General features: G+C 62.6%; 25 protein-coding genes. 2 read left to right on the top strand and 23 right to left on the bottom strand.

The window, feature by feature from the left end:
• Positions 1 to 4: 4 nt before the first annotated feature.
• Complete coding sequence (locus C2R25_RS18655) at positions 5 to 943, bottom strand: hypothetical protein (protein WP_103730605.1); 939 nt, start codon at positions 941 to 943, stop codon at positions 5 to 7.
• 35 nt (positions 944 to 978) lie between these two features.
• Positions 979 to 2,160, bottom strand: a complete 1,182-nt coding sequence (locus tag C2R25_RS18650) for a hypothetical protein (RefSeq protein WP_103730604.1) — start codon at positions 2,158 to 2,160, stop codon at positions 979 to 981.
• 319 nt (positions 2,161 to 2,479) lie between these two features.
• On the opposite strand from C2R25_RS18650, the gene C2R25_RS18645 reads away from it, so the two are divergent.
• Positions 2,480 to 5,110, top strand: a complete 2,631-nt coding sequence (locus C2R25_RS18645) for an ATPase (protein WP_103730603.1) — start codon at positions 2,480 to 2,482, stop codon at positions 5,108 to 5,110.
• 44 nt (positions 5,111 to 5,154) lie between these two features.
• Here the strand turns inward: C2R25_RS18645 and C2R25_RS18640 are convergent, their stop codons facing one another.
• Genes C2R25_RS18640 through C2R25_RS18540 form a run of 21 tightly spaced genes read right to left on the bottom strand, consistent with a single transcriptional unit; the run spans position 5,155 to position 24,794 of the window.
• The gene (locus C2R25_RS18640) at positions 5,155 to 6,126 is read right to left on the bottom strand and encodes a rhodanese-related sulfurtransferase (RefSeq protein WP_103730637.1); all 972 of its coding nucleotides are present in this window, start codon (positions 6,124 to 6,126) and stop codon (positions 5,155 to 5,157) included.
• Positions 6,127 to 6,169: 43 nt separating this feature from the next.
• Entirely contained in the window at positions 6,170 to 6,457 is a 288-nt protein-coding gene (locus tag C2R25_RS18635; RefSeq protein WP_103730636.1) for a DUF1467 family protein, read from the bottom strand.
• A gap of 11 nt (positions 6,458 to 6,468) precedes the next feature.
• Positions 6,469 to 8,094, bottom strand: coding sequence for a ribonuclease J (locus C2R25_RS18630; RefSeq protein WP_103730602.1), 1,626 nt, complete (start codon positions 8,092 to 8,094; stop codon positions 6,469 to 6,471).
• On the bottom strand, positions 8,091 to 8,870 hold the full coding sequence (locus C2R25_RS18625; RefSeq protein ID WP_103730601.1) for a type III pantothenate kinase: 780 nt from the start codon (positions 8,868 to 8,870) through the stop codon (positions 8,091 to 8,093). Before C2R25_RS18625 ends, C2R25_RS18630 begins: the two co-directional genes overlap by 4 nt.
• A 20-nt stretch (positions 8,871 to 8,890) precedes the next feature.
• Positions 8,891 to 9,601: a biotin--[acetyl-CoA-carboxylase] ligase gene (locus C2R25_RS18620; protein ID WP_103730600.1), complete on the bottom strand. Its 711-nt coding sequence runs from the start codon at positions 9,599 to 9,601 to the stop codon at positions 8,891 to 8,893.
• Positions 9,598 to 11,061 carry an NADH-quinone oxidoreductase subunit NuoN gene (gene nuoN, locus C2R25_RS18615; RefSeq protein ID WP_103730599.1) on the bottom strand — a complete coding sequence of 488 codons (1,464 nt, stop codon included), beginning with the start codon at positions 11,059 to 11,061 and terminating at the stop codon, positions 9,598 to 9,600. Before nuoN ends, C2R25_RS18620 begins: the two co-directional genes overlap by 4 nt.
• A complete protein-coding gene (locus C2R25_RS18610) occupies positions 11,061 to 12,593 on the bottom strand; it encodes an NADH-quinone oxidoreductase subunit M (RefSeq protein ID WP_103730635.1) in 1,533 nt (510 codons plus the stop codon). Before C2R25_RS18610 ends, nuoN begins: the two co-directional genes overlap by 1 nt.
• Positions 12,594 to 12,597: 4 nt before the next feature.
• A complete protein-coding gene (gene nuoL / locus C2R25_RS18605; protein ID WP_103730598.1) occupies positions 12,598 to 14,715 on the bottom strand; it encodes an NADH-quinone oxidoreductase subunit L in 2,118 nt (705 codons plus the stop codon).
• A 4-nt stretch (positions 14,716 to 14,719) separates the two neighbouring features.
• A complete protein-coding gene (nuoK, locus tag C2R25_RS18600; protein ID WP_103730597.1) occupies positions 14,720 to 15,025 on the bottom strand; it encodes an NADH-quinone oxidoreductase subunit NuoK in 306 nt (101 codons plus the stop codon).
• Entirely contained in the window at positions 15,022 to 15,639 is a 618-nt protein-coding gene (locus C2R25_RS18595) for an NADH-quinone oxidoreductase subunit J (protein WP_103730596.1), read from the bottom strand. The genes nuoK and C2R25_RS18595 overlap by 4 nt, the downstream gene beginning before the upstream one ends.
• A gap of 27 nt (positions 15,640 to 15,666) precedes the next feature.
• A complete protein-coding gene (gene nuoI / locus C2R25_RS18590) occupies positions 15,667 to 16,152 on the bottom strand; it encodes an NADH-quinone oxidoreductase subunit NuoI (protein ID WP_103730595.1) in 486 nt (161 codons plus the stop codon).
• The gene (gene nuoH, locus C2R25_RS18585) at positions 16,149 to 17,195 is read right to left on the bottom strand and encodes an NADH-quinone oxidoreductase subunit NuoH (protein WP_103730594.1); all 1,047 of its coding nucleotides are present in this window, start codon (positions 17,193 to 17,195) and stop codon (positions 16,149 to 16,151) included. The genes nuoI and nuoH overlap by 4 nt, the downstream gene beginning before the upstream one ends.
• Positions 17,192 to 19,210 carry an NADH-quinone oxidoreductase subunit NuoG gene (nuoG, locus tag C2R25_RS18580; protein WP_103730593.1) on the bottom strand — a complete coding sequence of 673 codons (2,019 nt, stop codon included), beginning with the start codon at positions 19,208 to 19,210 and terminating at the stop codon, positions 17,192 to 17,194. The genes nuoH and nuoG overlap by 4 nt, the downstream gene beginning before the upstream one ends.
• Complete coding sequence (gene nuoF / locus C2R25_RS18575; protein WP_103730592.1) at positions 19,210 to 20,520, bottom strand: NADH-quinone oxidoreductase subunit NuoF; 1,311 nt, start codon at positions 20,518 to 20,520, stop codon at positions 19,210 to 19,212. Before nuoF ends, nuoG begins: the two co-directional genes overlap by 1 nt.
• A complete protein-coding gene (locus tag C2R25_RS18570) occupies positions 20,520 to 21,188 on the bottom strand; it encodes an NAD(P)H-dependent oxidoreductase subunit E (RefSeq protein WP_103730591.1) in 669 nt (222 codons plus the stop codon). The genes nuoF and C2R25_RS18570 overlap by 1 nt, the downstream gene beginning before the upstream one ends.
• Positions 21,181 to 21,384, bottom strand: a complete 204-nt coding sequence (locus tag C2R25_RS18565; protein ID WP_103730590.1) for a hypothetical protein — start codon at positions 21,382 to 21,384, stop codon at positions 21,181 to 21,183. The genes C2R25_RS18570 and C2R25_RS18565 overlap by 8 nt, the downstream gene beginning before the upstream one ends.
• Before the next feature lie 19 nt (positions 21,385 to 21,403).
• The gene (locus C2R25_RS18560) at positions 21,404 to 21,754 is read right to left on the bottom strand and encodes a nuclear transport factor 2 family protein (protein WP_103730589.1); all 351 of its coding nucleotides are present in this window, start codon (positions 21,752 to 21,754) and stop codon (positions 21,404 to 21,406) included.
• Positions 21,751 to 22,962 carry an NADH-quinone oxidoreductase subunit D gene (locus C2R25_RS18555; protein ID WP_103730588.1) on the bottom strand — a complete coding sequence of 404 codons (1,212 nt, stop codon included), beginning with the start codon at positions 22,960 to 22,962 and terminating at the stop codon, positions 21,751 to 21,753. Before C2R25_RS18555 ends, C2R25_RS18560 begins: the two co-directional genes overlap by 4 nt.
• A 2-nt stretch (positions 22,963 to 22,964) precedes the next feature.
• On the bottom strand, positions 22,965 to 23,858 hold the full coding sequence (locus C2R25_RS18550) for an NADH-quinone oxidoreductase subunit C (protein ID WP_103730587.1): 894 nt from the start codon (positions 23,856 to 23,858) through the stop codon (positions 22,965 to 22,967).
• 7 nt (positions 23,859 to 23,865) lie between these two features.
• Positions 23,866 to 24,423 carry an NADH-quinone oxidoreductase subunit B family protein gene (locus C2R25_RS18545; protein ID WP_103730586.1) on the bottom strand — a complete coding sequence of 186 codons (558 nt, stop codon included), beginning with the start codon at positions 24,421 to 24,423 and terminating at the stop codon, positions 23,866 to 23,868.
• Positions 24,420 to 24,794, bottom strand: coding sequence for an NADH-quinone oxidoreductase subunit A (locus tag C2R25_RS18540; protein ID WP_103730585.1), 375 nt, complete (start codon positions 24,792 to 24,794; stop codon positions 24,420 to 24,422). Before C2R25_RS18540 ends, C2R25_RS18545 begins: the two co-directional genes overlap by 4 nt.
• A gap of 391 nt (positions 24,795 to 25,185) precedes the next feature.
• On the opposite strand from C2R25_RS18540, the gene C2R25_RS18535 reads away from it, so the two are divergent.
• Positions 25,186 to 26,379: an acetyl-CoA C-acyltransferase gene (locus tag C2R25_RS18535; RefSeq protein WP_103730584.1), complete on the top strand. Its 1,194-nt coding sequence runs from the start codon at positions 25,186 to 25,188 to the stop codon at positions 26,377 to 26,379.

Here is a 26,379-nt window from a genome sequence, read left to right as displayed (position 1 = left end):
AGGTTCATCGAACGCCTGCTGTCAGAAGGGCAGCCGCACGGCCGGCGTCGATACCGTCGAGCCCAGTCGGCAGTTGCGCCCGGGGCGTAAGAACCAGCAATTGCGTCTCCACCATACGGTGGCTCGCTCCCGCCGCCAGCAAGGCCAGCGCCAACCGCGTACTGCGCCCGGGATGTATAGAAACGACGAGAACGTCGCGCGGCTGATCCGAGAACCGAGAAAGACCCGAGCAGAAAAGCGCCAGTCCGGCCTCACAGACTGAGAGGACCTGATCTCGCCGCTTCAACCCGTCGCACAGGAGCAGGGCCAGATCCAAGCGACCGGGAACTTCGGTCCGAAGCCTTCGCACGCGCGCTTCCACGTCGGACACGCGCGCCGACAACGCCGCGTCGGCTCCGACGAGCTTGCGCAGGCTCTCGATCGCGCTCTGCAACACGTTCAGCGGCAGCTCCGCCAGCGGAAGAGCCATGCGCCGCTGAGCCTGGCACCATTGAGCCTGAGATTTCAGGAACCGTCGAGCCGGCTCACCCAACTGCTCATCCTGCAAAAGCCTCTGCAGCAGCGGAGGGCTCACGGGATCAAGGGCCGTGCTCTCCTGGAGTGTCTCGGTGAGTTGCCACTCCAGCGCCAGCGCGTGAACGTGTTGCAGCAAGCGCTCGTCCTGAAGGAACGTACGCGTCAGCAGGCCAATATCGTCCGGCGCATGCATCCCCCTGTCGGTGTCTCCGATAAGGCCATCGAGCACCTGCGACGCAACGTCAGCCAGCATGCCGCGAACGCGGGCCAGCACCTCTTCACTGAGAAGTGCCGTTTCCTCGGCCGCCACCAGATGCCGCAGTACCGGCAGCGCGGCCGCCCCCACAGCGTCGCCCCGCGCCAGCTCGCGCCTCAGCGCGGCTTCAGCGCCTGGTAAGTCAGCCTGGAAAGCGGCTTGATCGGTCATATGATCCGTCTAACCGTCATCAAGTTAATTCAAGGTTATGCGTCGCGGCGACGTGGCAGGACCAATGCGGCAGCAACAAGGCACGCGGACAGCCCCTTCACGACCAGCAGAACCTGACCGAAACCGGATGCAAATGCCAGTAACAATCCGAGCAAGGCCCTATCACCTGCCAGGCCACTCACCCGTCCGGCAGCAACGCGAGGAAGGAGGACCAGCAGCATCAACAGAATTGCAGGTGTACAAAGCCACGCCAGGACCGGTTCGCCGGGGAAACGGGGCGTATCGAGAAGAATCAGTCCCGCAAAGGCTACGTCGACCAGCCAGACCAGAGCGTCCGCACGGGGTATCGGCGGCGCGGGCTGTCCAAGCGCCTGGCGCTCGGCCGCTCGCAGCAGACGACTTGCCTCGACGAGAAGCCAACTGACCGCGACCAGCGCGAAAGCACACCACAGGACGCCCAGCCACCCCGCACCCGCCGCGATGAGCAGGGTGACGATGACGGCCACCGACACAACGTCGCTCGCATTACCGGCGTGAAGCAGCGAAGAGCCGAAACTGAGCACCGCGAACCGAGCGATCGTGCGGCCGGGCGTACGGGCACCATCCTGCGCAAACCGCGACCGCATCCACTCGTCTTCAAGTGCGTAGGCTTCGGCTTCACTGCGGATCATGCGCCAACCCGCGCCCGCTCGCGCTGCGGCGGGAACCTCACGCATCGTTGTGCCCGATTGCAGCGCAATGCGCGTCAGCGCCGAAACGGCATCGACGTCTATCGGCAACTCGTGCAGTCGCTCGACGAGCGAACCGGGCGCTCTCATCACACCTGCGGTGGCCCGGTTGATGTCAATACGCTCGAACCCGGCAGCCAGCGCACCCTCTACGGGCTGGACCAGAACGACGGGCGCATGGCCTTCCAGCAGGGAGACGGTCTGCGCCGCGTCAGCAAACAGGCCTTCGGAAATCACCACCAACTCATCTGCCGCGGTAACCAGACCGGACAGCTGGTTCGCCGCCGTCACGACCGCGAACTGCAGGCCTGCATCTTCAGCATCATATTGCAGGGCCGCCAGTTCCGGCGACATGCCTCTCGCCATGCAGATCACCCGCTGACAGCCGAGCGCGATGACAGTTCCAAGTTGGTGCTGCGCCGCGCTGCTGCCTGCCACGCGCAGGAACGCGCGGGGGAACGGCTGCCCTGTTACGGCAGGCTCCATCATGGCCAACAATGCAATCCGCAAATTCGAAACTCCAGCACCCAGCCTTAGATGTAGGCAGCCGCCGCGCAGGTGCCAAGTTAAAGCGTCCGCTCAGTTCCCGGATATTTCGGCCAGTACGCCTTCAGCTTCCGAACGGAGATGGGTTCTTCCGGCGGCGCATCGCATGCCGCCTGCGCCAAATTCCACAGCCGCGCCGAGTGAAAGCTTGCCGCAGGCGCGATGCGGCGCTCGGCCGCTGCCTGCTACGCCATTTCCCCAGCTTAATTGCATAACTCCTAAAGTGGGGTTTATCGCTCCGACCGCCGTGGTATCTTCAGGCATGGTTGGGGAACACAGGATCATCGCCTTCGGCAACGGTGAAATGCCGGAGGCGCAAGTTGCAGCGGACGACACGCGATCTGCCACAGATAGCGTGTCGTTGGATGACGGTGCGGATCTGGCGGACTCGTCCGACAGCGGGGAGCCGGCGGAACCGACTTATCGTCCCTGGGCGGCTCCCGCCGCGGCGGGCGTTGCGGTCGCCGCGTGGACCGTTTTGTTCATCGCAGCACGTCTCCCGTCATTTTCACCCGGGCTGGCGCTGGCCCGCGTTCCAACCCTTGTAGTGGAGTGGACGGTTCCCGTTCTCCTGATCGGCGTCGCGTGGTTGCTGTTCATGCGACACAGCGCGCGTGAAGGCCGCCGCTTTGGTGATGTCGCACGTGCTCTCTCGGTTGAGTCCGCCCGCATGGAGACGCGGCTGACCGCCGTAAACCGGGAGTTGAGCCTCGCGCGTGAGTTCATCGCGGCACAATCGCGCGATCTTGAGACGCTGGGCCGCTTGGCGACCGAACGCCTGTCGCAGAACGCCGACCGCCTGCAGGAGCTTGTGCGGGAAAACGGGACGCGCGTGGAATCGATCAGCACCGTCAGTGCAGCCGCTTTGGAGAACATGGAGAAGCTGCGCGGCCAGCTTCCGGTCATTGCCAGCTCCGCCAAGGACGTGACCAACAACATCGCCAATGCGGGGCGAACCGCGCATGGTAACCTCGAGGACATGATCCACGGCTTCAACCGCCTTAACGAGTTCGGCTCCGCCAGCACGCGCCAGGTCACCATGCTGCGCGAGCAGGTGAACGAGACGCTGGAGGGCTTCATCGCCCGCTGCGACCAGCTCGAAGCGTTGGCTGATGGGCGGTTCGCCGCTCTGCGGGCGCGTGGCGAAGAGTTCCGCAGCCAACTCGAGAAGCACGAAGTCGAAGCTCTGGCCGCCATCCGCGTTCGCGCGAAGGCCCTAGGCGAAGAGATCGACGAGACACGCCGTCAGTTGGACCACAACGAGGCCGAAAGCCTCACATCGCTTCGCGCCCGCCTGGTCGCGTTGCGCGACGAGAGCGATGTGGTCACCCGGGCGTTTTCACAAGCCGAGGAAAGAGCAACCGAGACCTTAAGGGCGTCGCTGGCGAACCTTTCGGAAGAACAGACCGCTGCCGGCGTGGCGATCGCCGAGGCGCACGAGAGCGCCATCGACGCCTTGTGTGAGCGGCTCGCAGCCATATCGACCGAGGCATGCCAGATCGATGAGGCGATCGGGCTGCGGGCGGAGCGCCTCGCCATGGAAGCGCAGGATCGCCAGTCGCGCCAGGTTGAGCAGGAACGCCATGCCATTGCCCGGATCGACCATATGCTTGGCGACCTCGACGCCTCGATAGCGGAACGCCTGGAACGGCACCGGATCCAGGCGGCAATGCTTGCGGAAAGGGCGAGCGAAGTAACCGGGGAACTCGGACGTTTCGAAGCGCGCATGGAAACGATCGCAGCACAGGCAGGAGAGGCCGAAGGTCGGCTCAGCTCAAGTCTGTCGACGCTGACGGACGCACTTGCTGCGGCCCGGACGACGCTCGCCGTGACGGACGAAGAGGTCGAAAAGCTGGCTGAAGACAGCGTACGCTTGCTGGAACTCCTTCAGGCGAGCGCCCGCCAGACCAACCACGCCCTGCCCGAAGCGCTTGCCCTCTCCGAAGATCGGCTGCGCCACCTGCAGGAAACCATGAGCGTGGTGCTCACGCAGTTGCAGCAGGCTGCTCGTGGGGGCGAGGAGGTCACCGCCGAAATTGGGAACTCCGGTCGCGACCTGGATGCACTGATCACAAGCGTTTCGCACGCGCATGCAGATATCTCCGCCCGGGCAGAAGACCATGCGGCGCTCCTCGTTCGCCTGCAGGAAAGCGTCAGCGAAATCGACGCTGCGACCCAGGAAGCCGCTGACAGGGCCGGCGGAGCTTTGATCGCCGCCCTCGCCGCGCTTGGTACCACCCTCGACGACGCAGTCTCCTCCATAGAGGATGACAGCGCCGAACGAATCAACCGCGTTGCGGAGAATCTCGCCAATGACAGCGCGGCGGCCATAGACAGGGCCATGCGTGCCAAAGCCGCCGAGGTCTCCGGGCAACTCGAACAGGCCGTGGCCCATGCTTCAGGCGTTACGCGCGAGGCGGCCGCGCAACTGCGCGAGCAACTGGAGAAGGTGGACGAACTCGTCGGCAATCTCGAAGGCCGCGTCGCCGAGGCGCGCGAGCGGGCCGAAGAGCAGGTCGATAACGACTTCGCGCGGCGCGCAGCGGTGATCACCGATTCGCTCAAGTCCAACGCGATCGACATCGCCACAGTGCTTTCCAGCGATATCGCCGACGACGCATGGGCGGCCTATCTGCGCGGCGACCGTGGCATCTTCACACGCCGCGCCGTCTCCCTTCTCGACGCAGGCGAAGCCAAGGCGATCCAGCAGATCTTCGAACGAGACGATACCTTCCGTGCGAATGTCAGCCGCTATATTCATGATTTTGAGGGCATTCTTCGCCAGGTCCTGTCCACACGGGACGGTAACGCACTGGGCGTGACGCTCCTGTCGTCGGATCTCGGCAAGCTCTACGTGGCCCTTGCGCAGGGCATCGAACGGCTGCGCAGTTAAGCATCGGTGCGGGCGAAGCGCCTGGAGCTTCGCCCGTTTTCCCTTCAGTCGGCCGCGCCGCCTTCTCGCTTCGGATAGGCTGCCCCGACGTGTGCCTCGCCTCGCATGGCAGCGAGCGTCTCCTGACGATGACGCTCCCGGTACGTTGCCCTCTGCTCGTCCGTCCGCTCGCCGTGGCAAGCGGGACAACTCACACCCTCCTCGTAAAGCGATGATACGCGGTCTTCATCGCTAACCGGTCGGCGGCAGGCATGGCAAAGGCCGTAGCTGCCCTGCGACAGCCCATGCCCGATCGTCACGCGCTGGTCGAAGACGAAGCACTCACCCCGCCAGAGGCTTTGCTCCTGTGGCACGGTCTCAAGATACTTGAGAATGCCCCCCTTCAGGTGATAGACCTCCTCGACACCTTCCTGCTTCAGGAACGCCGTCGACTTCTCGCAGCGGATGCCGCCTGTGCAGAACATCGCAACCTTTGTCTTGCCACCCGCGAGAAGTGTTTCGCGTTCCTGTCTGAACCACGCCGGAAAGTCGCGGAAGCTGCGCGTTTCCGGATCGACCGCCCCCGCGAATGTGCCGACGGCGACTTCGTAGTCATTCCGCGTGTCGATGACGATCGTATCCGGATCGGAGATGAGCGTATTCCAATCCTCCGGTTCGACGTAAGTGCCGACACTCGCCTGAGGATCGATGCCTTCTTCACCCATCGTGACGATCTCGCGCTTGATGCGCACCTTCATCCGATGGAACGGCATCTGCACCGCCTCCGAATACTTTACGTCCACGTCCCCGCATCCCGGCAACGATCGCACGTGGCCAAGCACCGTCTCGATGCCGCTCCGGCTGCCTGCAATTGTGCCGTTGATGCCTTCTTGCGCCAGCAGCAACGTCCCGCGAATACCGTTTTCGCGGCAAACAGCTTCGAGCGGTGCCTTGAGGGCCAGCGGATCGTCAAATCGTGCAAAACGGTAGAGCGCGGCCACGCAACAGCGCGGCGGTGTCAGTGTGTCGGAGTCCATGGCGCGCATCTAGCGCCAAATGCCCGCGATGCCAAAGAGCACCTCAGTAACCCAGATCCTTCACCGGAGCGTCGAAGAAATTGATATCCTCCACTGTGAACCATCCCAGCGCGTAATTGGCGTAGTAGAGGCCGAACAGCACGGCAGCCAGCACCGTTGCCCGCTTGGCGACCAGCAGAGGCCGGAAGTTCACCGGAGCGCTGTCTGCGTGCCCTCGTCCCACTACGTGGCCATCCACCTCATCGGGTGTTCTCAGTCCAATCGGCAGGACGATGAAGGCGCTCATCACCCAGAAGAGCACGTAGATCGCTGCGATTGAGGTCCAGTTCATTGCCATCGGTCCTAATCCTCCAGCAGCAGCACCTGGACCTGTGGCTTCTTGCCGGACCAGCGTGTCGCCGCCCGCCGTGCCGCAAGCCGTGCAGCCTCGGCCCGTCCATCGCGATCCGCCTTCCTCGCTCGCGACAGCGCCTCGGCCACGTCGCGCTTCGCCTCCTCGACGAAAGCCGGATAGTCCTCGTCCAGCGGAAGCCCTACCGCGGATACCTCCACGTGCCCCTTGCGGTCGGCGGCGACCGAGACGACACCGTTGAAGGCGATGCGGCGGCGCATGACGATCGCCTCTCCATCCGCCGGCGCAATGATGTCGCCGTCCAGTACGAGCCGCCCGGACCGCACTTCGCCAAACTTTCCGGGCTGAGTTGGCGCCAGTCGCACCAGGTCGCCATTCTTCTGGAAGATTGCCTTCGGAATGCCACTCGCCAGGCCAAGCCGCGCCTGTTCCTTCATGTGACGGATTTCGCCATGCACAGGCACGAGTATATCGGGCCGCAGCCAACCATACAGCGCTTCGAGCTCCGGGCGACCCGGATGGCCTGACACGTGAATCGGGCTCTGCCGGTCGGTCACGATGATGATGCCCGCATCGGCCAGACGGTTCTGGATGCGCCCGATCTGCAGCTCATTGCCTGGAATCTGGCGGCTGGAAAAGAGGACGACATCGCCCTTGTCCAGTTTGATGGGATGACTGCCGTCCGTGATCCGGGCCAGCGCTGCACGCGGCTCACCCTGTCCCCCCGTCGCCACGACCAGGACGTCGCCGCGCGGCAGATCCATGGCGGTGTCAGGATCAACCAGGTCCGGCAAGTCCTTCAGGTAGCCGCACGCCTGCCCCGTCTGGATCATCCGATCCAACGACCGCCCGGCAACGCAGAGCTGACGCCCCGTCTTCCTTGCCACGTCCCCCAGCGTCTGAAGCCGCGCCACGTTCGAGGCGAAAGTGGTCACCAGCACCCGTCGCCCGGCATGCTTCTTCACTTCAGCCAGAAGGCCGCGGTAGACTTCGCCTTCCGAACCGGACGCTTCCGGATTGAACACGTTTGTCGAATCGCACACAAGCGCGAGCACGCCCTCGTCGCCGATCGCGGTCAGTTCAGCCTGGGTCGCCGGCGTACCGATCTGCGGCTCGTCGTCGAGCTTCCAATCGCCTGTGTGGAAGATCCGCCCGTACGGCGTCTCGATTAGAAGCGCGTTGCCCTCTGCAATGGAGTGCGCCAGCGGGACATACCGCACGCCGAACGGACCCAACTGGAACGTCTCGAGACCCTCGATCACGATCAGTTCGACTCTATCCAGTATCCCCGCCTCTTCCAGCTTTGCCGCCACCAGCCTCGCCGTGAACGGCGTTGCGTAAAGAGGCACACCCAGATCCTCAGCGAAATAGGGGACCGCGCCGATATGGTCCTCGTGCGCGTGAGTCAGGACGATGCCGAGAAGGTTTTCGCGCTCATTTTCTATGAACTCGAGATCGGCGAATACGAGATCGACACCAGGGTATTCGTTACCCGAGAACGTCATCCCGAGATCGACCATCAGCCACTTGCCCTGGCATCCGTAGAGATTGACGTTCATGCCGATCTCGCCCGATCCGCCAAGCGCGCAAAACAGAAGTTCCTTACCGGGAATCACTTGGAAGCTGCCCTTTCGGCAATGATTGCGAGACCATCGATCGTGAGATCCGCGTCGACGGCATCGAAGATTTCAGTCGCCTCATCGAACAGAACGGCCAGTCCGCCCGTAGCGATCACCTTGGCCGGCCTTCCGATTTCGGTTCGCAGGCGTGCGATAAGCCCCTCCATCATCGCCACGTAACCCCAGAAGACGCCAATGAGCATCTGGTCCTCGGTGTTGCGACCGACCACGCTTGTACTTTTCGGGGCTTCGATCGCAATCCTCGGCAGCTTCGCCGTGTTCCCGACCAGCGCGTCAAGAGACAGGTTGATACCGGGTGCTATGATGCCCCCCTTGTACGCGCCATTGAAGTCGACAACGTCGAATGTCGTGGCGGTCCCGAAATCCACAACGATAAGATCACCACTGTGTTTCGCGTGGGCCGCGACCGCGTTGATGGCGCGATCCGCCCCCAGGGAGCGCGGTTCATCGACATCGATGTCGATGCCATATTCCGCCCGCCCCTGCCCGGCGACCAGTGGCTCGACATTGAAGTAATGGCGGGCGAGGATCTCGAGGTTGTGCAGCGCCCGAGGCACTACAGTGGAGATGATGATCTGAGTGACCGCATCAGCCTTGACGCCGCGAATGGCGAGAAGCTGCATCAGCCAGACGGCGTATTCATCCCCGGTGCGCCGCGGATCCGTCGCTATCCGCCAGCGGCCGCGAATGCTGCGGCCCTCGAGCAAGGCGAAGACGACATTGGTATTGCCGGCATCAATGGCGAGAAGCATCGGTCTTGAAATCCTCACGCTCAGGTGTTCGGAAGTACAACGTCGCCTGCGTGGATGACCCGGATGGACCCGTCATCCAGTTGAAGCAGCAGGTTACCGTCCTCGCTCAATCCCGCGAACCTACCCTCGACCGCGCCTTCTCCCGGCGGTAAAACGGTTAAAGCAGCGCCCCTTGGGTGCGCCACACTTTGCCAGCGCCGCAGCAGTGGAGCAAGCCCTCCATGCCGCCAGCGCTGCAGTTCCCGTTCGAATGAGTCAGCCAGTGCCCGGGCAAATTCATCGCGCGTTGGCGCAGGGCCGCCTTCCGCCAGCGCCGCCGTCCGCCGCCCGGCGACTTCAGGTGCGTGCCGGATGTTGACCCCCACACCGATCACGACAACGCCGTGGATCATTTCCAGGAGAATACCGGCGGCCTTCCCTCCCCTGAATAGGAGATCGTTCGGCCACTTCAACATCAATCCTTCGGGCGCGAACAGGGCCGCAGTCTCATGGACCGCGACCCCGCTCAGCAGTGCGAGCGAGGCCGGTGCGGGATCCGCCGAGGTCACTCGGACGACGGTTGACCCCATGAAGTTACCCGCGTCACCGTTCCACGAGCGCCCGAGACGACCCCGTCCCGCGGTCTGCCGATCCGCCACCAGCCAGTGCCCTTCGGGCACGCGGTTCCCAGCGGCGAGGCGCCCAGACAGCTCCGCGTTTGTCGAGCCGGTCTCGGCGATTACCTCGATCAAAGCGCTTGGAACAGAGCGGTCGCCGCCGTGTCGGTGAGACCCTGCAGCCAGCCACTCGCGAGATAGCCCAGTGGCGAGATGAACACGCACGTCACCACCAGGATGGCCTTGTGCCAGATGTCGTTCTCACCCTTCACCGCATCGGCCGGCTCATCGAAGTAGATGACCTTGACGATCTTCAGGTAGTAGAACGCGCCGATGACAGAAGCCGCAAAGCCCAGGAAGGCGAGCGCCATCATGTCGGCATCCACAGCCGCCTTGAACACGAGGAACTTGCCCCAAAAGCCGAACAGCGGCGGAATACCAGCAAGGCTGAACATCACGATCGCCAGAGCCAGCGCCAGGCCCGGTCGGGTACGCGACAGGCCCGAGAACTTTGCAATCTCCTCGACCTGGTTGCCGTTCTCGTCCTTGAGCATCAGCATCGCCGCGAAGCCCGCCACCGTCATGGCAATGTAAAGCACGAGGTAGAACAGCATGGCCGAAGCGCCCTGCACGTTCGCCGCAGCAAGGCCGATCAGAATGAAGCCGACGTTATTGATGGACGAATAGGCCATCAGACGTTTGATGTTCTTCTGCCCGATCGCGCCGAGTGCGCCGACCACGATCGACGCCAGAGCGACGAACACGATGATCTGACGCCAGGCGTCCACCTGGTCTCCGAACGCGCCCAACATCACACGCATGGTCAGGCCGATGGCGGCCACCTTGCCGGACGTCGCGAAGAACTTCGTAACCGGAGTGGGTGCGCCTTCGTAGACGTCGGGCGTCCACATGTGGAACGGAACGGCGCTGATCTTGAAGGCCAGGCCGGCGAGGATAAAGACGATGCCGAACAGCGCGCCGGTCGACAGGCCACCCGCGAGAGATGCATCTATGCCCGAAAAGGCGGTCGTGCCGGTGAAACCGTAGGTCAGGCTCATGCCGAACAGCAGAATGCCCGACGCCAGTGCACCCAGAACGAAGTACTTGAGGCCGGCTTCTGCCGAGCGGTCATCCGTCCGCGCGAACGAGGCAAGGACATAGGCTGCGAGCGAGTTCATCTCGAGGCCGATGTAGAGCGCAAGGAGGTCACCCGCCGACACCATCATGCCGCTGCCCAATGCCGCAAACACGATCAGCACGGGGAATTCCGGACGCATTGCGCCCAATCGGTTGAGGAACGCCGGGGCAACCACAAGAGCCGATGCGGCTGACAGGTAGATCAGGATCTTTGCAAAGCTCGAGAAGGCATCGGCGTGAACCTGCCCGAAGAACGCGGCGTAGTCCGGCCCCATCGCCCCCTGACACAGGGCGGGCGCGACGAGGAACGACGCTCCCACCAGCGCCGCGACGGCAAGGATCGAAATGAGGCGGCTTGCCTTGTCACCACCCCAGGCGGCGATCAGGAGCAGGATAAGGCCTGCAATGCTCAGCGTTTCTTCCGGCGCGATAAGGCGCAGGGAGTGCGACCAGTCCATCAGTGTGACCCCCCATGCGCACTATCATCCGTGTGCGCAGGTTTAACTTTTCCAGGTGTAGGCGCGCTGTCGCCCTGCGGCTTTGCACGGGCAAGGCGGGCATCGAGCGCGGCAATGTCGGCGCGCATCGGAGCAATGAAGCTTTCCGGATAGATACCCATCCACAGGGCGGCCAGCGCGAGCGGCACGACCATGGCCAGTTCCCGGCCGTCGAGATCCGGCATGGCGGCTGCATCGGCGTTCTTCTGCTCGCCGAACACGACCCGGCGGTACAGGTAGAGCATGTAGGCCGCGCCAAGGATGATACCCGTCGTGCAGATCAGCGCCGCCCAGGTCGAAACCTGGTAGATGCCTCCCAGGCTCAGGAATTCACCGACGAACCCGCTCGTACCCGGCAGACCGATGGATGCCATCGTGAACAGCAGGAAGAACAGTGCGTAGCGCGGCATGTTGATCGCAAGTCCGCCGTAGCGGTCGATTTCACGCGTGTGCAGACGGTCGTAAATGACGCCGACACAGAGGAACAGTGCACCCGAAACGAGGCCGTGGCTGAGCATCACGAGCATAGAGCCTTCGAGACCCTGCACGTTGAAGGCGAACAGGCCGATCGTGACGATCGCCATGTGCGCGACCGACGAATAGGCGATCAGCTTCTTCATATCGCTCTGCACAAGCGCGATCAGCGACGTGATCACCACCGCAGCCATCGACAGGCCCCACACCAGCGGCGCGAAGTAGACCGAAGCCTCCGGGAACATCGGCAGCGAGAAGCGAATGAACCCGTAACCACCCATCTTCAGCAGCACACCCGCCAGGATGACCGACCCGGCCGTGGGCGCCTGAACGTGCGCAGCCGGAAGCCAGGTATGGACCGGCCACATCGGCATCTTCACTGCGAAGCTGGCGAAGAACGCGAGCCAGAGCCAGTTCTGGGCCGAGGGCGGGAAATCGTAAGCCATCAGTGTCGGGATATCGTTCGTGCCTGCGGTATTCACCATCCACAGCATCGCCACCAGCATCAGCACCGAGCCGAGGAGCGTGTACAGGAAGAACTTGTAGCTTGCGTAGATGCGATCGGCCCCACCCCAGATCCCAATGATGAGGTACATCGGGATCAGGCCGGCTTCAAAGAACATGTAGAACAGGAAGATATCCTGCGCCATGAACACGCCGAGCATGAGCGTTTCCACTGCAAGAAACGCCGCCATGTACTCGCCAACGCGCTTTTCGATCGAACGGCTGGCACCGATGCAGATCGGCATCAGGAACACCGACAGCATGATCAGCAGCAACGCGATGCCATCGATGCCGAGCGCCCATGAAAACCCGGAGAAGATCTCGAGCCGTTCAGTGAACTGCCACTGCGGTCCGCCGATGTCGAAATTCGCCCACAGCACCACGCCGAGGGCAAGGTCCGCAAGGGTAGCGAGCAGCGCAACTGTGCGCGCTGCTTTGGCTTCAAGAAAGAGGCAAGCCAGCGCCGCTGCCAGCGGCACGGCCAGCATCAGGCTGAGGATCGGAAAACCACTCATCATCTTATCCCGCGATCACCCAGCTGATGGCGCCGACAAGGCCCAGCAGCATGACAAGAGCGTAGCTGTACAGATAGCCCGACTGGACCTTCTGCGCGTAAGTCGAACCCCGTGCGACGACAGCCGCCGCGCCGTCCGGACCGAACCGGTCAATGATGCCGATATCGAGCACCTTCCAGAACACCTTCCCGAGCCAAAACGCGGGCTTGACGAAAATGGCGTTGTAGAGCTCGTCGAACATCCACTTGCGGTACACGAAGGTGTAAACCGGGCCGAGTTGATCGGCGACTGCTTTGGGGAACGAGGTGTTCTTGATGTAGCCGTACCACGCGGTCAGCAGGCCCAGCGACATGACCGTGAACGGAGTCCACTTCACCCAGGTCGGCACGCCGTGCATGGCGTGGATGAGGTGCTCGTGGAAGACCAGCGAGCCCTTCCAGAATTCACCCTCTCCGTCAGAGATGAAGGCGTCGTGGAAGATGTAGCCCGCAGCTACGGCACCAATCGAAAGCAACAGCAACGGCAACAGCATGACAAGCGGGCTCTCGTGCGGATGATAGCCGCCCGTACCGTCAGCGGTAGTATCCACCGCATGATGCGCCCCCCCTTCCGCGTGGCCACCGTGGCCGGCGGCGTGCGCGTCATGGCGATCCGTCATCTCGCCCGCATCCTCCTCGGCCGGCGCACCACGATGCTCATGATCGTCATGACCATGCGCATCGTGAACCGCGTGCTGGATGTGCTCCGACTGGATCCAGCGGGGCTTGCCGAAGAAGGTGAGGAAGACGAGGCGCCACGAGTAGAAGCTCGTCATCAGCGCAGCGGCGATGCCCATCCAGAAGGCGAATGTGCCGACCGAAGTGCCAGAGCCGAAGGCCGCCTCGAGGATCGCGTCCTTCGAGTAGAACCCTGCGAAGCCCACGAAACCGGCAATACCGACCCCGGTGATGGCGAGCGTGCCTGCGGTCATGGTCCAGAACGTGATCGGGATGTGCTTACGCAGCGCACCGTAGAACCGCATGTCCTGCTCATGATGCATGGCATGGATAACCGAGCCGGCACCAAGGAACAGGAGCGCCTTGAAGAACGCGTGCGTGAACAGGTGGAACATCGCCGCGCCATAGGCGCCCACACCCGCCGCAAAGAACATGTATCCCAGCTGCGAGCAGGTCGAATACGCGATCACGCGCTTGATGTCCCACTGGGTGCAGCCGACGGTCGCAGCGAAGAAGCAGGTCGCGGCACCGACGACGGCGATGACGTTCATAGCGGTTTCGGTCTGCTCAAACATCGGCGACAGACGACAAACCATGAAAACACCGGCCGTGACCATCGTCGCAGCGTGAATCAGCGCCGAGACCGGCGTGGGCCCCTCCATGGCATCAGGCAGCCAGGTGTGAAGACCCAACTGAGCCGACTTGCCCATCGCGCCGACAAACAGCAGCAGGCACAGCACCGTCATGGTGTCGAACCGGGCGCCGAGGAACCCGATCGTAGAGCCCGCCATCGAAGGCGCGGCTTCCAGGATTTCGGGGATCGATACCGTGCCGAAGACAAGGAACGTGCCGAAGATGCCGAGCATGAAACCAAGGTCGCCAACGCGGTTCACCACGAACGCCTTGATTGCTGCAGCGCCGGCTGAGGGCTTGCGGAACCAGAAGCCGATGAGAAGATAGGACGCCAGGCCCACGCCTTCCCAACCGAAGAACATCTGTACGAGGTTGTTGGCGGTCACCAGCATCAGCATGGCGAACGTGAAGAGCGACAGATAGGCGAAGAAACGCGGCTGATCCGGCTCCTCGCTCATGTAGCCCCAGGAGTAGAGGTGAACGAGAGCCGAAACCGACGTGATGACGACCAGCATGACCGCCGTCAGGGAGTCGACGCTCAGCGTCCAGTCGAACGTCATCGTGCCCGAGGCGACCCATTTGAGGACATGGACCTCATAGGCTGCCCCAGTTCCCCCCAAAAACGAGAGGAAGATTGGCCACGACAGCGCACAAGCGACAAACAGCGCACCGGTTGTCAGCACCTTGGGCACCACCAGGCCAAGGGACTTGTTCCCCAGCCCGGCGACGAGAGACGCCAGCAGCGGCAGGAAGACGATAAGGAGGATAGACACGACCTTACCCCTTCATCCGGTTGACGTCGTCAACGGCGATGGTGCCGCGGCCACGGAAATAGATCACGAGGATTGCAAGCCCCACCGAAGTCTCGCCGGCAGCCACCGTCAGCACGAACATGGCGAAGATTTGGCCAGTCAGGTCCTGAAGGAAGGCGCTGAAAGCGACAAAATTTATATTCACCGCAAGCAGGATGAGCTCGATCGCCATAAGGATGACGATGATATTCTTGCGATTTATGAAGATGCCGAGAACGCCGAGCACGAAGAGGATCGAGCTCACCACGACATAATGTTCGACGCCGATCACAGCTGAACCCCCTTGCCGGATTCCGGCTTGACGTTGACCGTGGCCTCATCCGGTCGACGCATGTTTTGCTTCCGGATGTTCTGGACACGGGTGCCGCTGCGCTGACGCAGGGTCAGGACAATCGCGCCGACCATCGCCACGAGAAGGATCACGCCTGCAGCCTCAAAGAGAAACAGGTAGCGGCTATAAAGCAGCGCGCCGACCGCTTCGATGTTCGAGAGGCCCGTTCCTGCTGCGGCCGTGCCATCCGGCGTGCCCAGGTCCAGCGACCCGGCTCTGTACGCGCCGATACCGAGCACGATTTCCGCCAGCAGCACAAGCGCCACAAGGGCGCCGAACGGCAGGTACCGGACAAAGCCAGCGCGCAGTTCGGCAAAATCGATATCGAGCATCATCACCACGAAGAGGAACAGCACGGCGACGGCGCCCACATACACGATGACAAGCAGCATCGCGATGAACTCGGCCCCCGTCAGAACCATGAGCCCGGCGGCGTTGAAGAACGCGAGGATCAACCAGAGCACCGAGTGCACCGGGTTGCGCGCCAGAATGGTGATCGCGCCGGAGCCGACGGTCATCACCGCGAAGAGATAGAAGGCGATTACGTGAATCATGGAGCCCTGTTTCCTTGCGCGCGCCGGTTAGCGGTACGGTGCATCGGCTTCAAGGTTGGCAGCGATCGCGCGCTCCCACTTGTCCCCGTTCGCCAAGAGCTTGGCCTTGTCATAGAGCAGTTCCTCGCGCGACTCCGTCGCATATTCGAAGTTCGGGCCCTCGACGATGGCATCCACGGGGCACGCTTCCTGACAGAACCCGCAGTAGATGCACTTGGTCATGTCGATGTCGTAGCGCGTGGTGCGACGCGAACCGTCGCTGCGCGGGGCTGCCTCGATCGTAATCGCCTGCGCCGGACAGATCGCTTCGCACAGCTTGCAGGCAATGCACCGCTCCTCGCCGTTGGGATAACGGCGAAGGGCATGCTCGCCGCGAAATCGGGGTGAAAGCGGGTTCTTCTCGAACGGGTAGTTGATGGTCGCCTTGGGCTTGAAGAAATACTTCAAGGTCAGCCAGTGCGCCTTCACGAACTCCCAGAGCGTGAAGCTCTTGATGAGATATCCGACGGTCATGCGAAGTGTCCGGTAGCCATGAGGTAGCCGCTGACGATCACAACGAACAGCAGCGAAACGGGGAGAAAGACCTTCCAACCCAGTCGCATCAACTGGTCGTAGCGATAACGGGGAACCGTCGCCTTCACCCAGCTGAACACAAAGAAGAAGAAGAAGACCTTGAGCAGGAACCAGACGAAGCCCGGGACCAGGTAAAGTACGGGGATGTCGAGCGGCGGGAGCCAGCCACCCCAGAACAGCGTCGCATTGAGCGCGCACATCAGGAGCACGTTCGCGTACTCACCGAGCCAGTAGGCTGCGAACGCCATCGACGAGTACTCGGTCTGATAGCCAGCGACGAGCTCGGATTCGGCCTCGGTAAGGTCGAAGGGAGCACGCTGCGTTTCCGCCATGCCGGAGATCAGGAACAGTACCCACATTGGGAACAGCAGCGGATTGAATACAAAGCCGTTGATGATGCCGAAGAGATGGCCCTTCTGCGCCAAAACGATGCCGTTCATGTTGAAGGTGCCGGCCCACAGGACGACACAGATCAGGATGAAGCCGATGGAAACTTCATACGAGATCATCTGGGCCGACGCGCGCATCGCCGAAAAGAACGGGTACTTCGAGTTCGACGCCCAGCCCGCCATGATTGTGCCGTAGACGCCCAGCGAACTGATCGCGAAGACGTAGAGCAAACCGACGTTAATATCGGCCAATATCGCATTGGAATTGAACGGAATTACAGCCCAGGCCATCAGTGCGACGGTGAACGTCACCACCGGCGCGATAAGGAAGAGGCCCTTGTTCGCCGCCGAAGGGACGATGGTTTCCTGCAGAAAGACCTTGAGCCCGTCCGCGAAGGATTGCAGCAGACCGAAAGGCCCGACCACGTTCGGCCCACGGCGCAGCGCCATTGCGGCCCAAATCTTGCGGTCGACGTAGATGATCATCGCCACCGCAAGCATGAGCGGCAGCGCAATGAGCAGGATGCCGCAGATCGTCGAGACGAACCACGCCCAGTCGTAGGACATCCCGAGAGACTGGAAGAACGGGGTCATTCCGCGGCCTCCGCAAAGTCCTCACCATGCAGCAGCTCGGCCGAGCAACGCTGCATCGTCGCGCTGGCGCGGGCGATGGGGTTGGTCATGTAGAAATCCTTGATCGGATAGGCAATCGCACCCGATGCCGAGCCGCCACCCGACGGAAGCGCGCTTCCGTAATCGGCCAGCCCCTCAACACCGAGCGCCGGCACAGCAGCCACCATTGCGGCGCGAAGTTGCTCGAAGCTGTCGAAGCCTACGGTAACGCCGAATGCATCTGCCAAAGCCCGCAGGATCGTCCAGTCTTCGCGAGCGTCGCCGGGCGCAAAGACCGCCTTGTCCGACAACTGGACGCGGCCTTCTGTGTTCACGTAGGTTCCCGCCTTCTCGGTGAAGGCCGAGGCTGGCAGGATGACGTCTGCCGCATGAGCGCCCTTGTCACCGTGATGACCGATGTAGACGATCATCGACTCCGCGAAGCGGGTGTAATCCACTTCATCCGCGCCAAGCGACAGCAGAACTTTCGGCTTCGCCGCGATAAGGTCGGCAACGCCGCCCTGCTGAGCATAGCCCAACATCAGGCCGCCCATGCGCGACGCTGCCAGATGGAGCACGTTGAAGCCGTTCCACGCAGTCCCATCCTCCAGCGTGCGCACCAGATTGAACTGCCCGGCCAGCGACAGGCCGGCCTGCAGACCCCCGCGCCCAAGAGCCGCACCGCCAAGGATGATGGCTGGCCGCTTGGCACCGGAAAGTACCTCGACCACGTGCTGCGGAAGGTTCCCCATCACCGAGAGGTCCTCACCGAGGAACTCGCCGCCGAACGTGGTCTCCCACTCCGGCCCGATGAGGAAGACACGGGCGCCGCGCTTGACCGCCTTGCGCAGTCGCACATTCACGGACGGCGCTTCCCAGCGCACCATCGATCCAACGATCAGGATGGCGTCAGCCGTCTCGATCCCGTTGAAGGTGCTGTTGAAGTTGACGGCTGCGAGACTGGACGTGTCGTAGTCCATCCCCGTTTGGCGGCCCTCGAGAAGAGTCGAACCCAGCGCACCCAGAAGAGCCTTGGCTGCGAACATCGTCTCGCAATCAACCATGTCGCCCGCAACAGCCGCTATGGAGGCGCCCGGATTTAGCGTCGAAAGGGCTGCGAAGGCCTCGTTCCACGTTGCTGGCACGAGCTTGCCGTCGCGGCGCAGGAACGGCTTGTCCAGGCGGCGCTTCATGAGACCGTCCACCTGGAAACGAGCCTTGTCGCTCAGCCACTCCTCGTTGACGTCGTCGTTGTTGCGCGGAAGCACGCGAAGGACTTCGCGGCCACGTGCGTCGATCCGGATGTTGGCGCCGGTCGCGTCCGAAACGTCGATACCCAGCGTCTTCTTCAGTTCCCAAGGGCGGGCTTCGAAGGCGTAGGGCCGGCTGGTAAGCGCGCCGACCGGGCAAAGATCGATCACGTTCGCGCTCATCTCATGCCTTGCCGCATGTTCAAGGTACGTGGTGATCTGCATGGATTCGCCGCGATACAGCGCGCCGATTTCATCGACGCCCGCGACCTCCTCAGAGAAGCGCACGCAGCGGGTGCAGTGGATGCAGCGCGTCATCGTCGTCTTGATGAGCGGCCCCATGTACTTGTCCGTCACAGCGCGCTTGTTCTCGTGGTAGCGCGAGCCGCCGCGGCCGTAGGCGACAGACTGGTCCTGCAGGTCGCACTCGCCGCCCTGGTCACAAATGGGGCAATCGAGGGGGTGGTTGATCAGGAGGAACTCCATGACCCCTTCCCGCGCCTTCTTGACCATCTCGGAGTCGGTGCGGATTTCCTGGCCTTCGGTGGCCGGCAGCGCGCAGGAGGCCTGCGGCTTGGGCGGCCCCGGCTTCACTTCGACCAGGCACATGCGGCAGTTGCCGGCGATGCTCAGGCGCTCATGATAGCAGAAGCGCGGGATTTCCTTGCCGGCGAGTTCGGCGGCCTGCAGCACGGTGGCGCCTGCAGGGACGTCGATCTCGACGCCGTCTACTTTGACCTTGGGCATTATTCAGCTGCCTGTTGCAGAGATCCGTGCCGCTCTTCGATGCGGCGCTCGATCTCGGGACGGAAGTGGCGGATGAGGCCCTGGATCGGCCACGCGGCGGCATCGCCGAGTGCGCAGATCGTATGGCCTTCGACCTGCTTGGTGACCTGCTGCAGCATGTCGATCTCCTCGACATGGGCATCGCCGGTGCGCAGGCGTTCCATCACGCGCCACATCCAGCCGGTGCCTTCCCGGCACGGAGTGCACTGGCCGCAGCTCTCATGCTTGTAGAAGTACGAAATACGGCTGATGGCGCGGACGATATCCGTGGATTTGTCCATGACGATAACGGCAGCGGTGCCGAGGCCCGAACCGACCGCTTTCAGACCGTCGAAGTCCATCGGCGCGTCCCAGATGTCGGCGGCCGGGACCAGCGGAACCGACGAACCGCCAGGAATGACCGCCAGCAGGTTGTCCTTGCCGCCGCGAATGCCGCCGCAGTGACGCTCGATCAGTTCGCTGAACGGGATCGACATCTCTTCCTCGACCACGCAGGGACGATTCACGTGCCCGCTGATTTGGAAGAGTTTGGTGCCTTTGTTGTTCTCGCGACCAAACGAAGAGAACCACGACGCGCCGCGCCGCAGGATCGTAGGGGCGACCGCGATCGATTCCACGTTGTTCACCGTGGTTGGACAGCCGTAAAGACCTGCCCCGGCCGGGAACGGCGGCTTCAGGCGGGGTTGACCCTTCTTCCCTTCAAGGCTCTCGATCATCGCGGTTTCTTCACCGCAGATGTAGGCTCCCGCACCGCGGTGCACGAAGACGTCGAAGTCGTAGCCCGAACCGGCGGCGTTCCTGCCAAGCAGCCCCGCCGCATAGGCTTCCTCACGTGCCGCGAAGAGCACTTCGGCCTCACGGATGTATTCGCCGCGGATGTAAATGTAGGCCGCGCGCGCACCCATCGCGAAACCGGCCACCAGCGCGCCTTCGAACAGAAGGTGCGGGTCGTGGCGCATGATCTCGCGGTCTTTGCACGAACCCGGCTCGGATTCGTCGGCGTTGATCACGAGGAAGCTGGGCTTTGGATTGCCGTTCTGATCGAGCGGCGGCTGCTTGGGCATGAAGGACCACTTCATCCCGGTGGGGAAGCCCGCACCGCCACGGCCCCGCAGACCCGAGGCCTTCATCTCGTCGATGATGGCGTCGCGTCCGCGCGCGATCAGATCCTTGGTGTTGTCCCAGGCTCCGCGCGCCTGCGCTTCCTTCAGGTTCCACGGCTGGAAGCCGTAAACATTGGTGAAGATGCGGTCTTTATCGAGGAGAGCCATTACCACTCGCTCCGATAGTCATGGTTTTCGGTCCTCATGGCTACAAGGCTCGTTGGCTCACCGACCGGTTCGACCGTGTGGCGAGCCGGATCCTGCGTTCCTGCCTTGGGCGTCTCGCCGCGCAGCAGTGCCTCGAGCACCGCATCGAGGCGGTCGGGTGTCAGGTCCTCGTAATTGTCGTCGTTGATCTGGACCATCGGAGCCGAAGCACAGTTGCCCATGCACTCGACTTCAGTGAACGACCAGATGCCGTCGGCCGTGGTCGCGCCCTTCTTCATTCCACGCGCCCGGCACGCATCGATGAGGTCGTCCGAGCCACGAAGCATGCACGGCGTCGTGCCGCAGACCTGGACGTGGAAGCGTCCGATGGGCGCAATGTTGTACATCGTGTAGAACGTCGCCACTTCGACGACGCGGATAATGGGCATGTCGAGCTGAGCCGCGACATATTCCATCACGGGGATGGGCAGCCAGCCCTGCGTGTTCTCTTCGGCGCCGACCTGCCGCTGGGCGAGGTCAAGCAAAGGCATCACTGCCGAGCGCTGGCGCCCTTCGGGGTAGCGCGCGATGATTTCCTTCGCCTTCGCGGCGTTCGCCTCAGTCCAGGCGAAGTTACCCCAACGCGCCCTTAATTCGGGCGTATCGGGTTCGATATAGCGGTCAGCCATGCTTACCTCTGCGCTTCAGCCACTGGTCCTGGCCGAAAAAGAAAATCTCGAAGCCGCCGATGGCCGTCGCGAGCATCGCGATCATCGGCGAGGGCACGATCCCGAGCCAGAGAACCGCGAAATACAACGTGACGAGGAAGAGCCCCGTCAGCGTTGCCCAGATCCGGATCATCTCGACCGTGTTGAACTTCGTCATAGGTCCCGCCCCTTCCCGCTCAACGGATGAATTCGACGCGCGAACATTTGTCGCCTTCGAAGCTGTAGACGGCCACTACGTCGAACGGCTCAACCAGCTCCGAACCGTCGGTCGCGGGGCCGCGCGTCACATGTTCGCGCATGAGCACGTAGGCACCGATCTCCTCGGCGGTGATGATCTCGGCGCTGTTCTGCGGCCAGCGCTGGAACGCAGCCGCCAGTCCGGATCGGGTTCCTTCCCGGCCTTCGCGAACAATGGCGCCGCGATAGCTGGCCTCGCAGGCGTCGTCCGTCATGTACGAGACGTAGAGATCGGCGTCCTGGGCATTATACGCCGCGATCATGGCCTTCGCCGTGTCAAGGTTGCTCACCGGTCGCACTCCCCGAACACGACGTCGATGGCGCCCAGAATCGCGGTAGCGTCCGGAAGCATGTGTCCCTTCGACATGAAGTCCATGGCCTGAAGGTGGCTGAACGCTGTGGGTCGGATCTTGCAGCGATACGGTTTGTTCGACCCGTCCGACACCAGATAGACCCCGAATTCACCCTTGGGGCTTTCCGTCGCCACGTAGACTTCGCCTGCGGGAACATGGAAGCCTTCGGTGTAGAGCTTGAAATGATGGATCAGCGATTCCATCGAGCTCTTCATCTCGGCGCGCTTTGGCGGCACGACCTTGCGATCCGTAGAAGCGACCGGCCCTTCCGGCATTTCCGCCAGACACTGCTTCATGATCCGGGCCGACTGGCGCACTTCCTCGACGCGAACCATGAACCGGTCATAGCAGTCCGAGTTCGTGCCGACCGGGATCTCGAAGTCCATGCGATCGTAAACGTCGTAGGGCTGTGCCTTGCGGAGATCCCAAGGAATGCCTGCCGCGCGGATCATGGGGCCGGAGAAGCCCCATGCCAGCGCATCCTGCTTGGATACCTTGGCGATGTCGACGTTGCGCTGCTTGAAGATGCGGTTGTCGACCACAAGGCTCATCGCGTCTTCGAACAGCCGCGGAAGCCGCGTGTCCAGCCAGTCGCCGATGTCGGCAAGCAGCTTCAGCGACACGTCCTGGTGGACGCCGCCCGGCCGGAACCACGCTGCGTGCATGCGCGCACCCGAAGCACGCTCGTAGAAGTTCATGCAGTCTTCGCGCAGTTCGAACAGCCACAGGTTCGGCGTCATAGCGCCCACGTCCATGACGTGTGAACCCATGTTGAGCATGTGGTTCTTGATCCGCGTCAGCTCCGCGAAGAGCACGCGCAGATACTGCGCACGCAGCGGAACCTCCAGGTTCAGCAGCTTCTCGACCGCCAGAACGTAGGAATGCTCCATCGCCATCGGCGAGCAGTAGTCGAGGCGGTCAAAGTACGGCAACGCCTGGAGATAGGTCTTGTGCTCGATCAGCTTTTCGGTGCCGCGGTGAAGCAGCCCGACATGCGGATCGATCCGCTCGATGATTTCGCCGTCAAGCTCCATGACCATGCGCAGCACGCCGTGCGCAGCCGGGTGCTGGGGGCCGAAGTTGATGGTGTAGTTGGTGATGACCTCGTCGCCGGTAGTGGGCGACTGTTCAAGCTGCATGCTCATCTTCAGCTTCCCTCCGGCGCCGGGCCGGTGCCTTCCTTGGCGGCTGCGCCGCCGGTGGCGCCACGATCGGGACGGCTGCCGGTCGGATCCGGAGCCCCTGGCTCGTTTTTGCCGGTGGTGACCGGTGCGGGATCGCCCTGCCCTTCGCCGGCGACAGTTCCGGTCGATGCGGCAGGCGCCACCTTCTCGGCCGCCTTGTCATTGGCCTTTTCACCCGCACCGGTGTCAGCCTTTGTGTCCGTCACCTTCTTTTCGACGACGGGCGGAGGCGTTGCGGCTTCCGCCGCCTTCTCGTCGCCGGGGAGCACGTAATCCGCACCTTCCCACGGGCTCATGAAGTCGAAGCTACGCAGATCCTGCGAGAGGCGGACCGGTTCGTAAACGACCCGCTTGTCCTCTTCCGAGTACCGCAGTTCGGTGTACCCGGTGAGCGGGAAGTCCTTGCGGAAGGGATGCCCTTCAAAGCCGTAGTCGGTGAGGATACGGCGAAGGTCCGGGTTGCCGGCGAAGATGACGCCGTACAGATCGAAAACTTCACGCTCCAACCACCCGGCATTGGGCCACAGGGTCGTGACCGTGGGAACAGGCGTGGTTTCGCTGGCGGCCACCTTGACGAGCAAACGATGGTTCTTCGTCACGGACAGCAGCATGTAGACGACTTCGAAACGCTCAGGCCGCGACGGGTAGTCAACCCCGGCGATTTCCATCAACTGCTGGTACTGGTGATCGTCACGAAGGATGCGCAACGCTTCCTCGATCTCGTCGCGCGCGACGGTGAGCACGATTTCGCCGTGCTCCTCCTTCGAGGCGACAACCTTCGAGCCCAGCGCGGCTGCGAGCGTATCCAGCACGCCCACGTTCGAGCTGATCTTCGGCGCGGAATGCAAAACGGGCATCTGGTCCTTACCTCTCGACAGTGCCCACGCGGCGGATCTTCCGCTGAAGCTGCATCACGCCATAGAGCAGCGCTTCGGCACTCGGCGGGCAGCCGGGTACGTAGATGTCCACTGGTACGATACGGTCACAGCCGCGCACCACCGAGTAGCTGTAGTGATAGTAGCCGCCGCCGTTGGCGCAGCTTCCCATCGAAATGACATACTTGGGCTCGGACATCTGGTCGTAGACCTTGCGCAACGCAGGCGCCATCTTGTTGCACAGCGTGCCGGCAACGATCATGACGTCCGACTGGCGCGGCGAAGCGCGCGGGGCGGCGCCAAAGCGCTCCATGTCATAGCGAGGCATATTGACGTGGATCATCTCGACCGCGCAGCACGCGAGGCCGAAGGTCATCCACCACAGCGAACCCGTGCGGGCCCACTGGAACAGCTCTTCCGTTGATGTGACCAGGAAACCCTTGTCGGACACTTCCTGGTTGAGGTCCTTGAAAAACGACTGGTCCGGCGGCGTGATCGCGCCACCGGCTGCCAGAGGCTGGCCTGCTGAGTTAACGAGCGTGCTCATTCCCAGTCCAGAGCTCCCTTCTTCCATGCATAGGCGAGGCCGATGGTCAGTTCGCCGAGGAACACCATCATCGTCAGCCAGCCGGCCCAGCCGGTCATGTCGAGCGAAACGGCCCAGGGAAACAGAAACGCGGCTTCCAGGTCGAAGATGATGAAGAGGATCGCCACCAGGTAGAAGCGCACGTCGAACTGGCTGCGGGGATCCTCGAACGCGGGGAAGCCGCACTCATATTCACTGTTCTTGTCGGCGTTGGGCTGGTGCGTGCCTGTCAGCCGGGCGACGCCCAGCGGCAGGAACACGATCACCGAAGAAAGGCCCAGCGCGATCACCAGGAAGATGAGGATCGGCAGGTATTGCGACAGATCGGTCAATGGTCTCTTGCCTTCTTACCGCGGATGCGACGTCGGCGGACTCGTAAAGGTCATGGGAGTCCGTCAAGTTGAGGCGCTCTTAGGCCCACAAACCGCTCGTCGCAAGGTGTAGCGGAGCATTAATCCGACCACCTGCGTTGCAGCGCAGCAGCTAAGTCCGTGCAATGCTGCCGTTTCCGTGATCATCCGGGGCAATCTGTCGGGCCGTGCAATCTTTCGTTCGAATTCCGCAAGCGCCTTTTGTAAATAAGTCGCGGCTAGCGAGCGTACGGGCTCACGTGATCCGGCCGGGCGATACCGAGGTCTCGCACACGGTCGCCTCATTGCAATTGATGCAGCGCAACATTATTCGACGAAGCAATCATAGTCGAAAAGTTTGAAAGGCACGCAAATGGCCCAGCTCTCCGCGTCAGATCCGATCGTCATCCTCTCTTATGCGCGCACGCCCATGGGCGGTCTTCAAGGTGCTCTTGCCGATGTCTCCGCCACGGACCTCGGCGCGACCGCAGTGAAGGCGGCGGTCGAGCGTGCCGGCGTGGCAGGCGAAGACATCGAGCGTATCTACATGGGCTGCGTGCTCCCGGCAGGACTGGGCCAGGCTCCCGCGCGCCAGGTTGCCATCAAGGCCGGTCTGCCCAAGTCCGTGCAGGCCACCACGGTCAACAAGGTCTGCGGTTCAGGCATGCAGACCGTCATCATGGGCGCAGAGGCACTGGCGGCGGGCTCGCTCGATTTCGTTGTGGCCGGTGGCATGGAGTCGATGACCAATGCGCCATACCTGTCGAAGAAGCATCGCTCCGGTGCCCGTGCCGGACATGACACCATCTACGACCACATGTTCCTCGATGGCCTGGAAGATGCCTACGAAGGCGGATCGATGGGCTCTTTCGCGCAGGTAACGGCGGATGAGTACCAGCTCACCCGCGAACACCAGGACGATTATTCGATTGAATCGCTTCGGCGTGCGCAGGAAGCCATCACGTCCGGCGCCTTCAGGGATGAGATCGTTCCGGTCACCGTTAAAACCCGCAAGGGCGAACTTGTCGTCGACACTGACGAGCAGCCCGGCAAGGGCAACCCGGACAAGATCCGCACCCTGCGGGCCGCGTTCGCCAAGGAAGGCACCATCACCGCCGCCAGTTCAAGCTCCATCTCGGACGGCGCTGCAGCCGTGGTTCTGACGCGCAAGAGCGTGGCCGAAGACAAGGGTCTTTCACCCGTCGCAGCGATCGTCGGCGTCGAGGCCCATGCACAGGAGCCTTCGAAGTTCACCACGGCACCCGTCGGCGCCATCACCAAACTTTTGAAGAAGGTCGGCTGGGATCTCGGCGACGTGGACCTGTTCGAGGTCAATGAGGCATTCGCATGCGTCGCCATGTTCGCGATGCGCGACCTTGGCATTCCGCACGACAAGATCAACATCCATGGCGGCGCTACTGCGCTTGGTCATCCGATCGGGGCTTCGGGCACCCGCATCATCGTCACCCTTATCAACGCTCTGAAGGAAAAGGGCATGAAGAAGGGCGTGGCGAGCCTGTGCATCGGTGGCGGCGAAGCTACGGCCATTGCCGTGGAACTTGCCTGA

The organism is Novosphingobium sp. HII-3 (assembly GCF_002916655.1).
GTDB lineage: Bacteria > Pseudomonadota > Alphaproteobacteria > Sphingomonadales > Sphingomonadaceae > Novosphingobium > Novosphingobium panipatense.
Note: the sequence above shows the minus strand (reverse complement) of the source record. Positions and strands in the feature narration are given on the sequence as shown.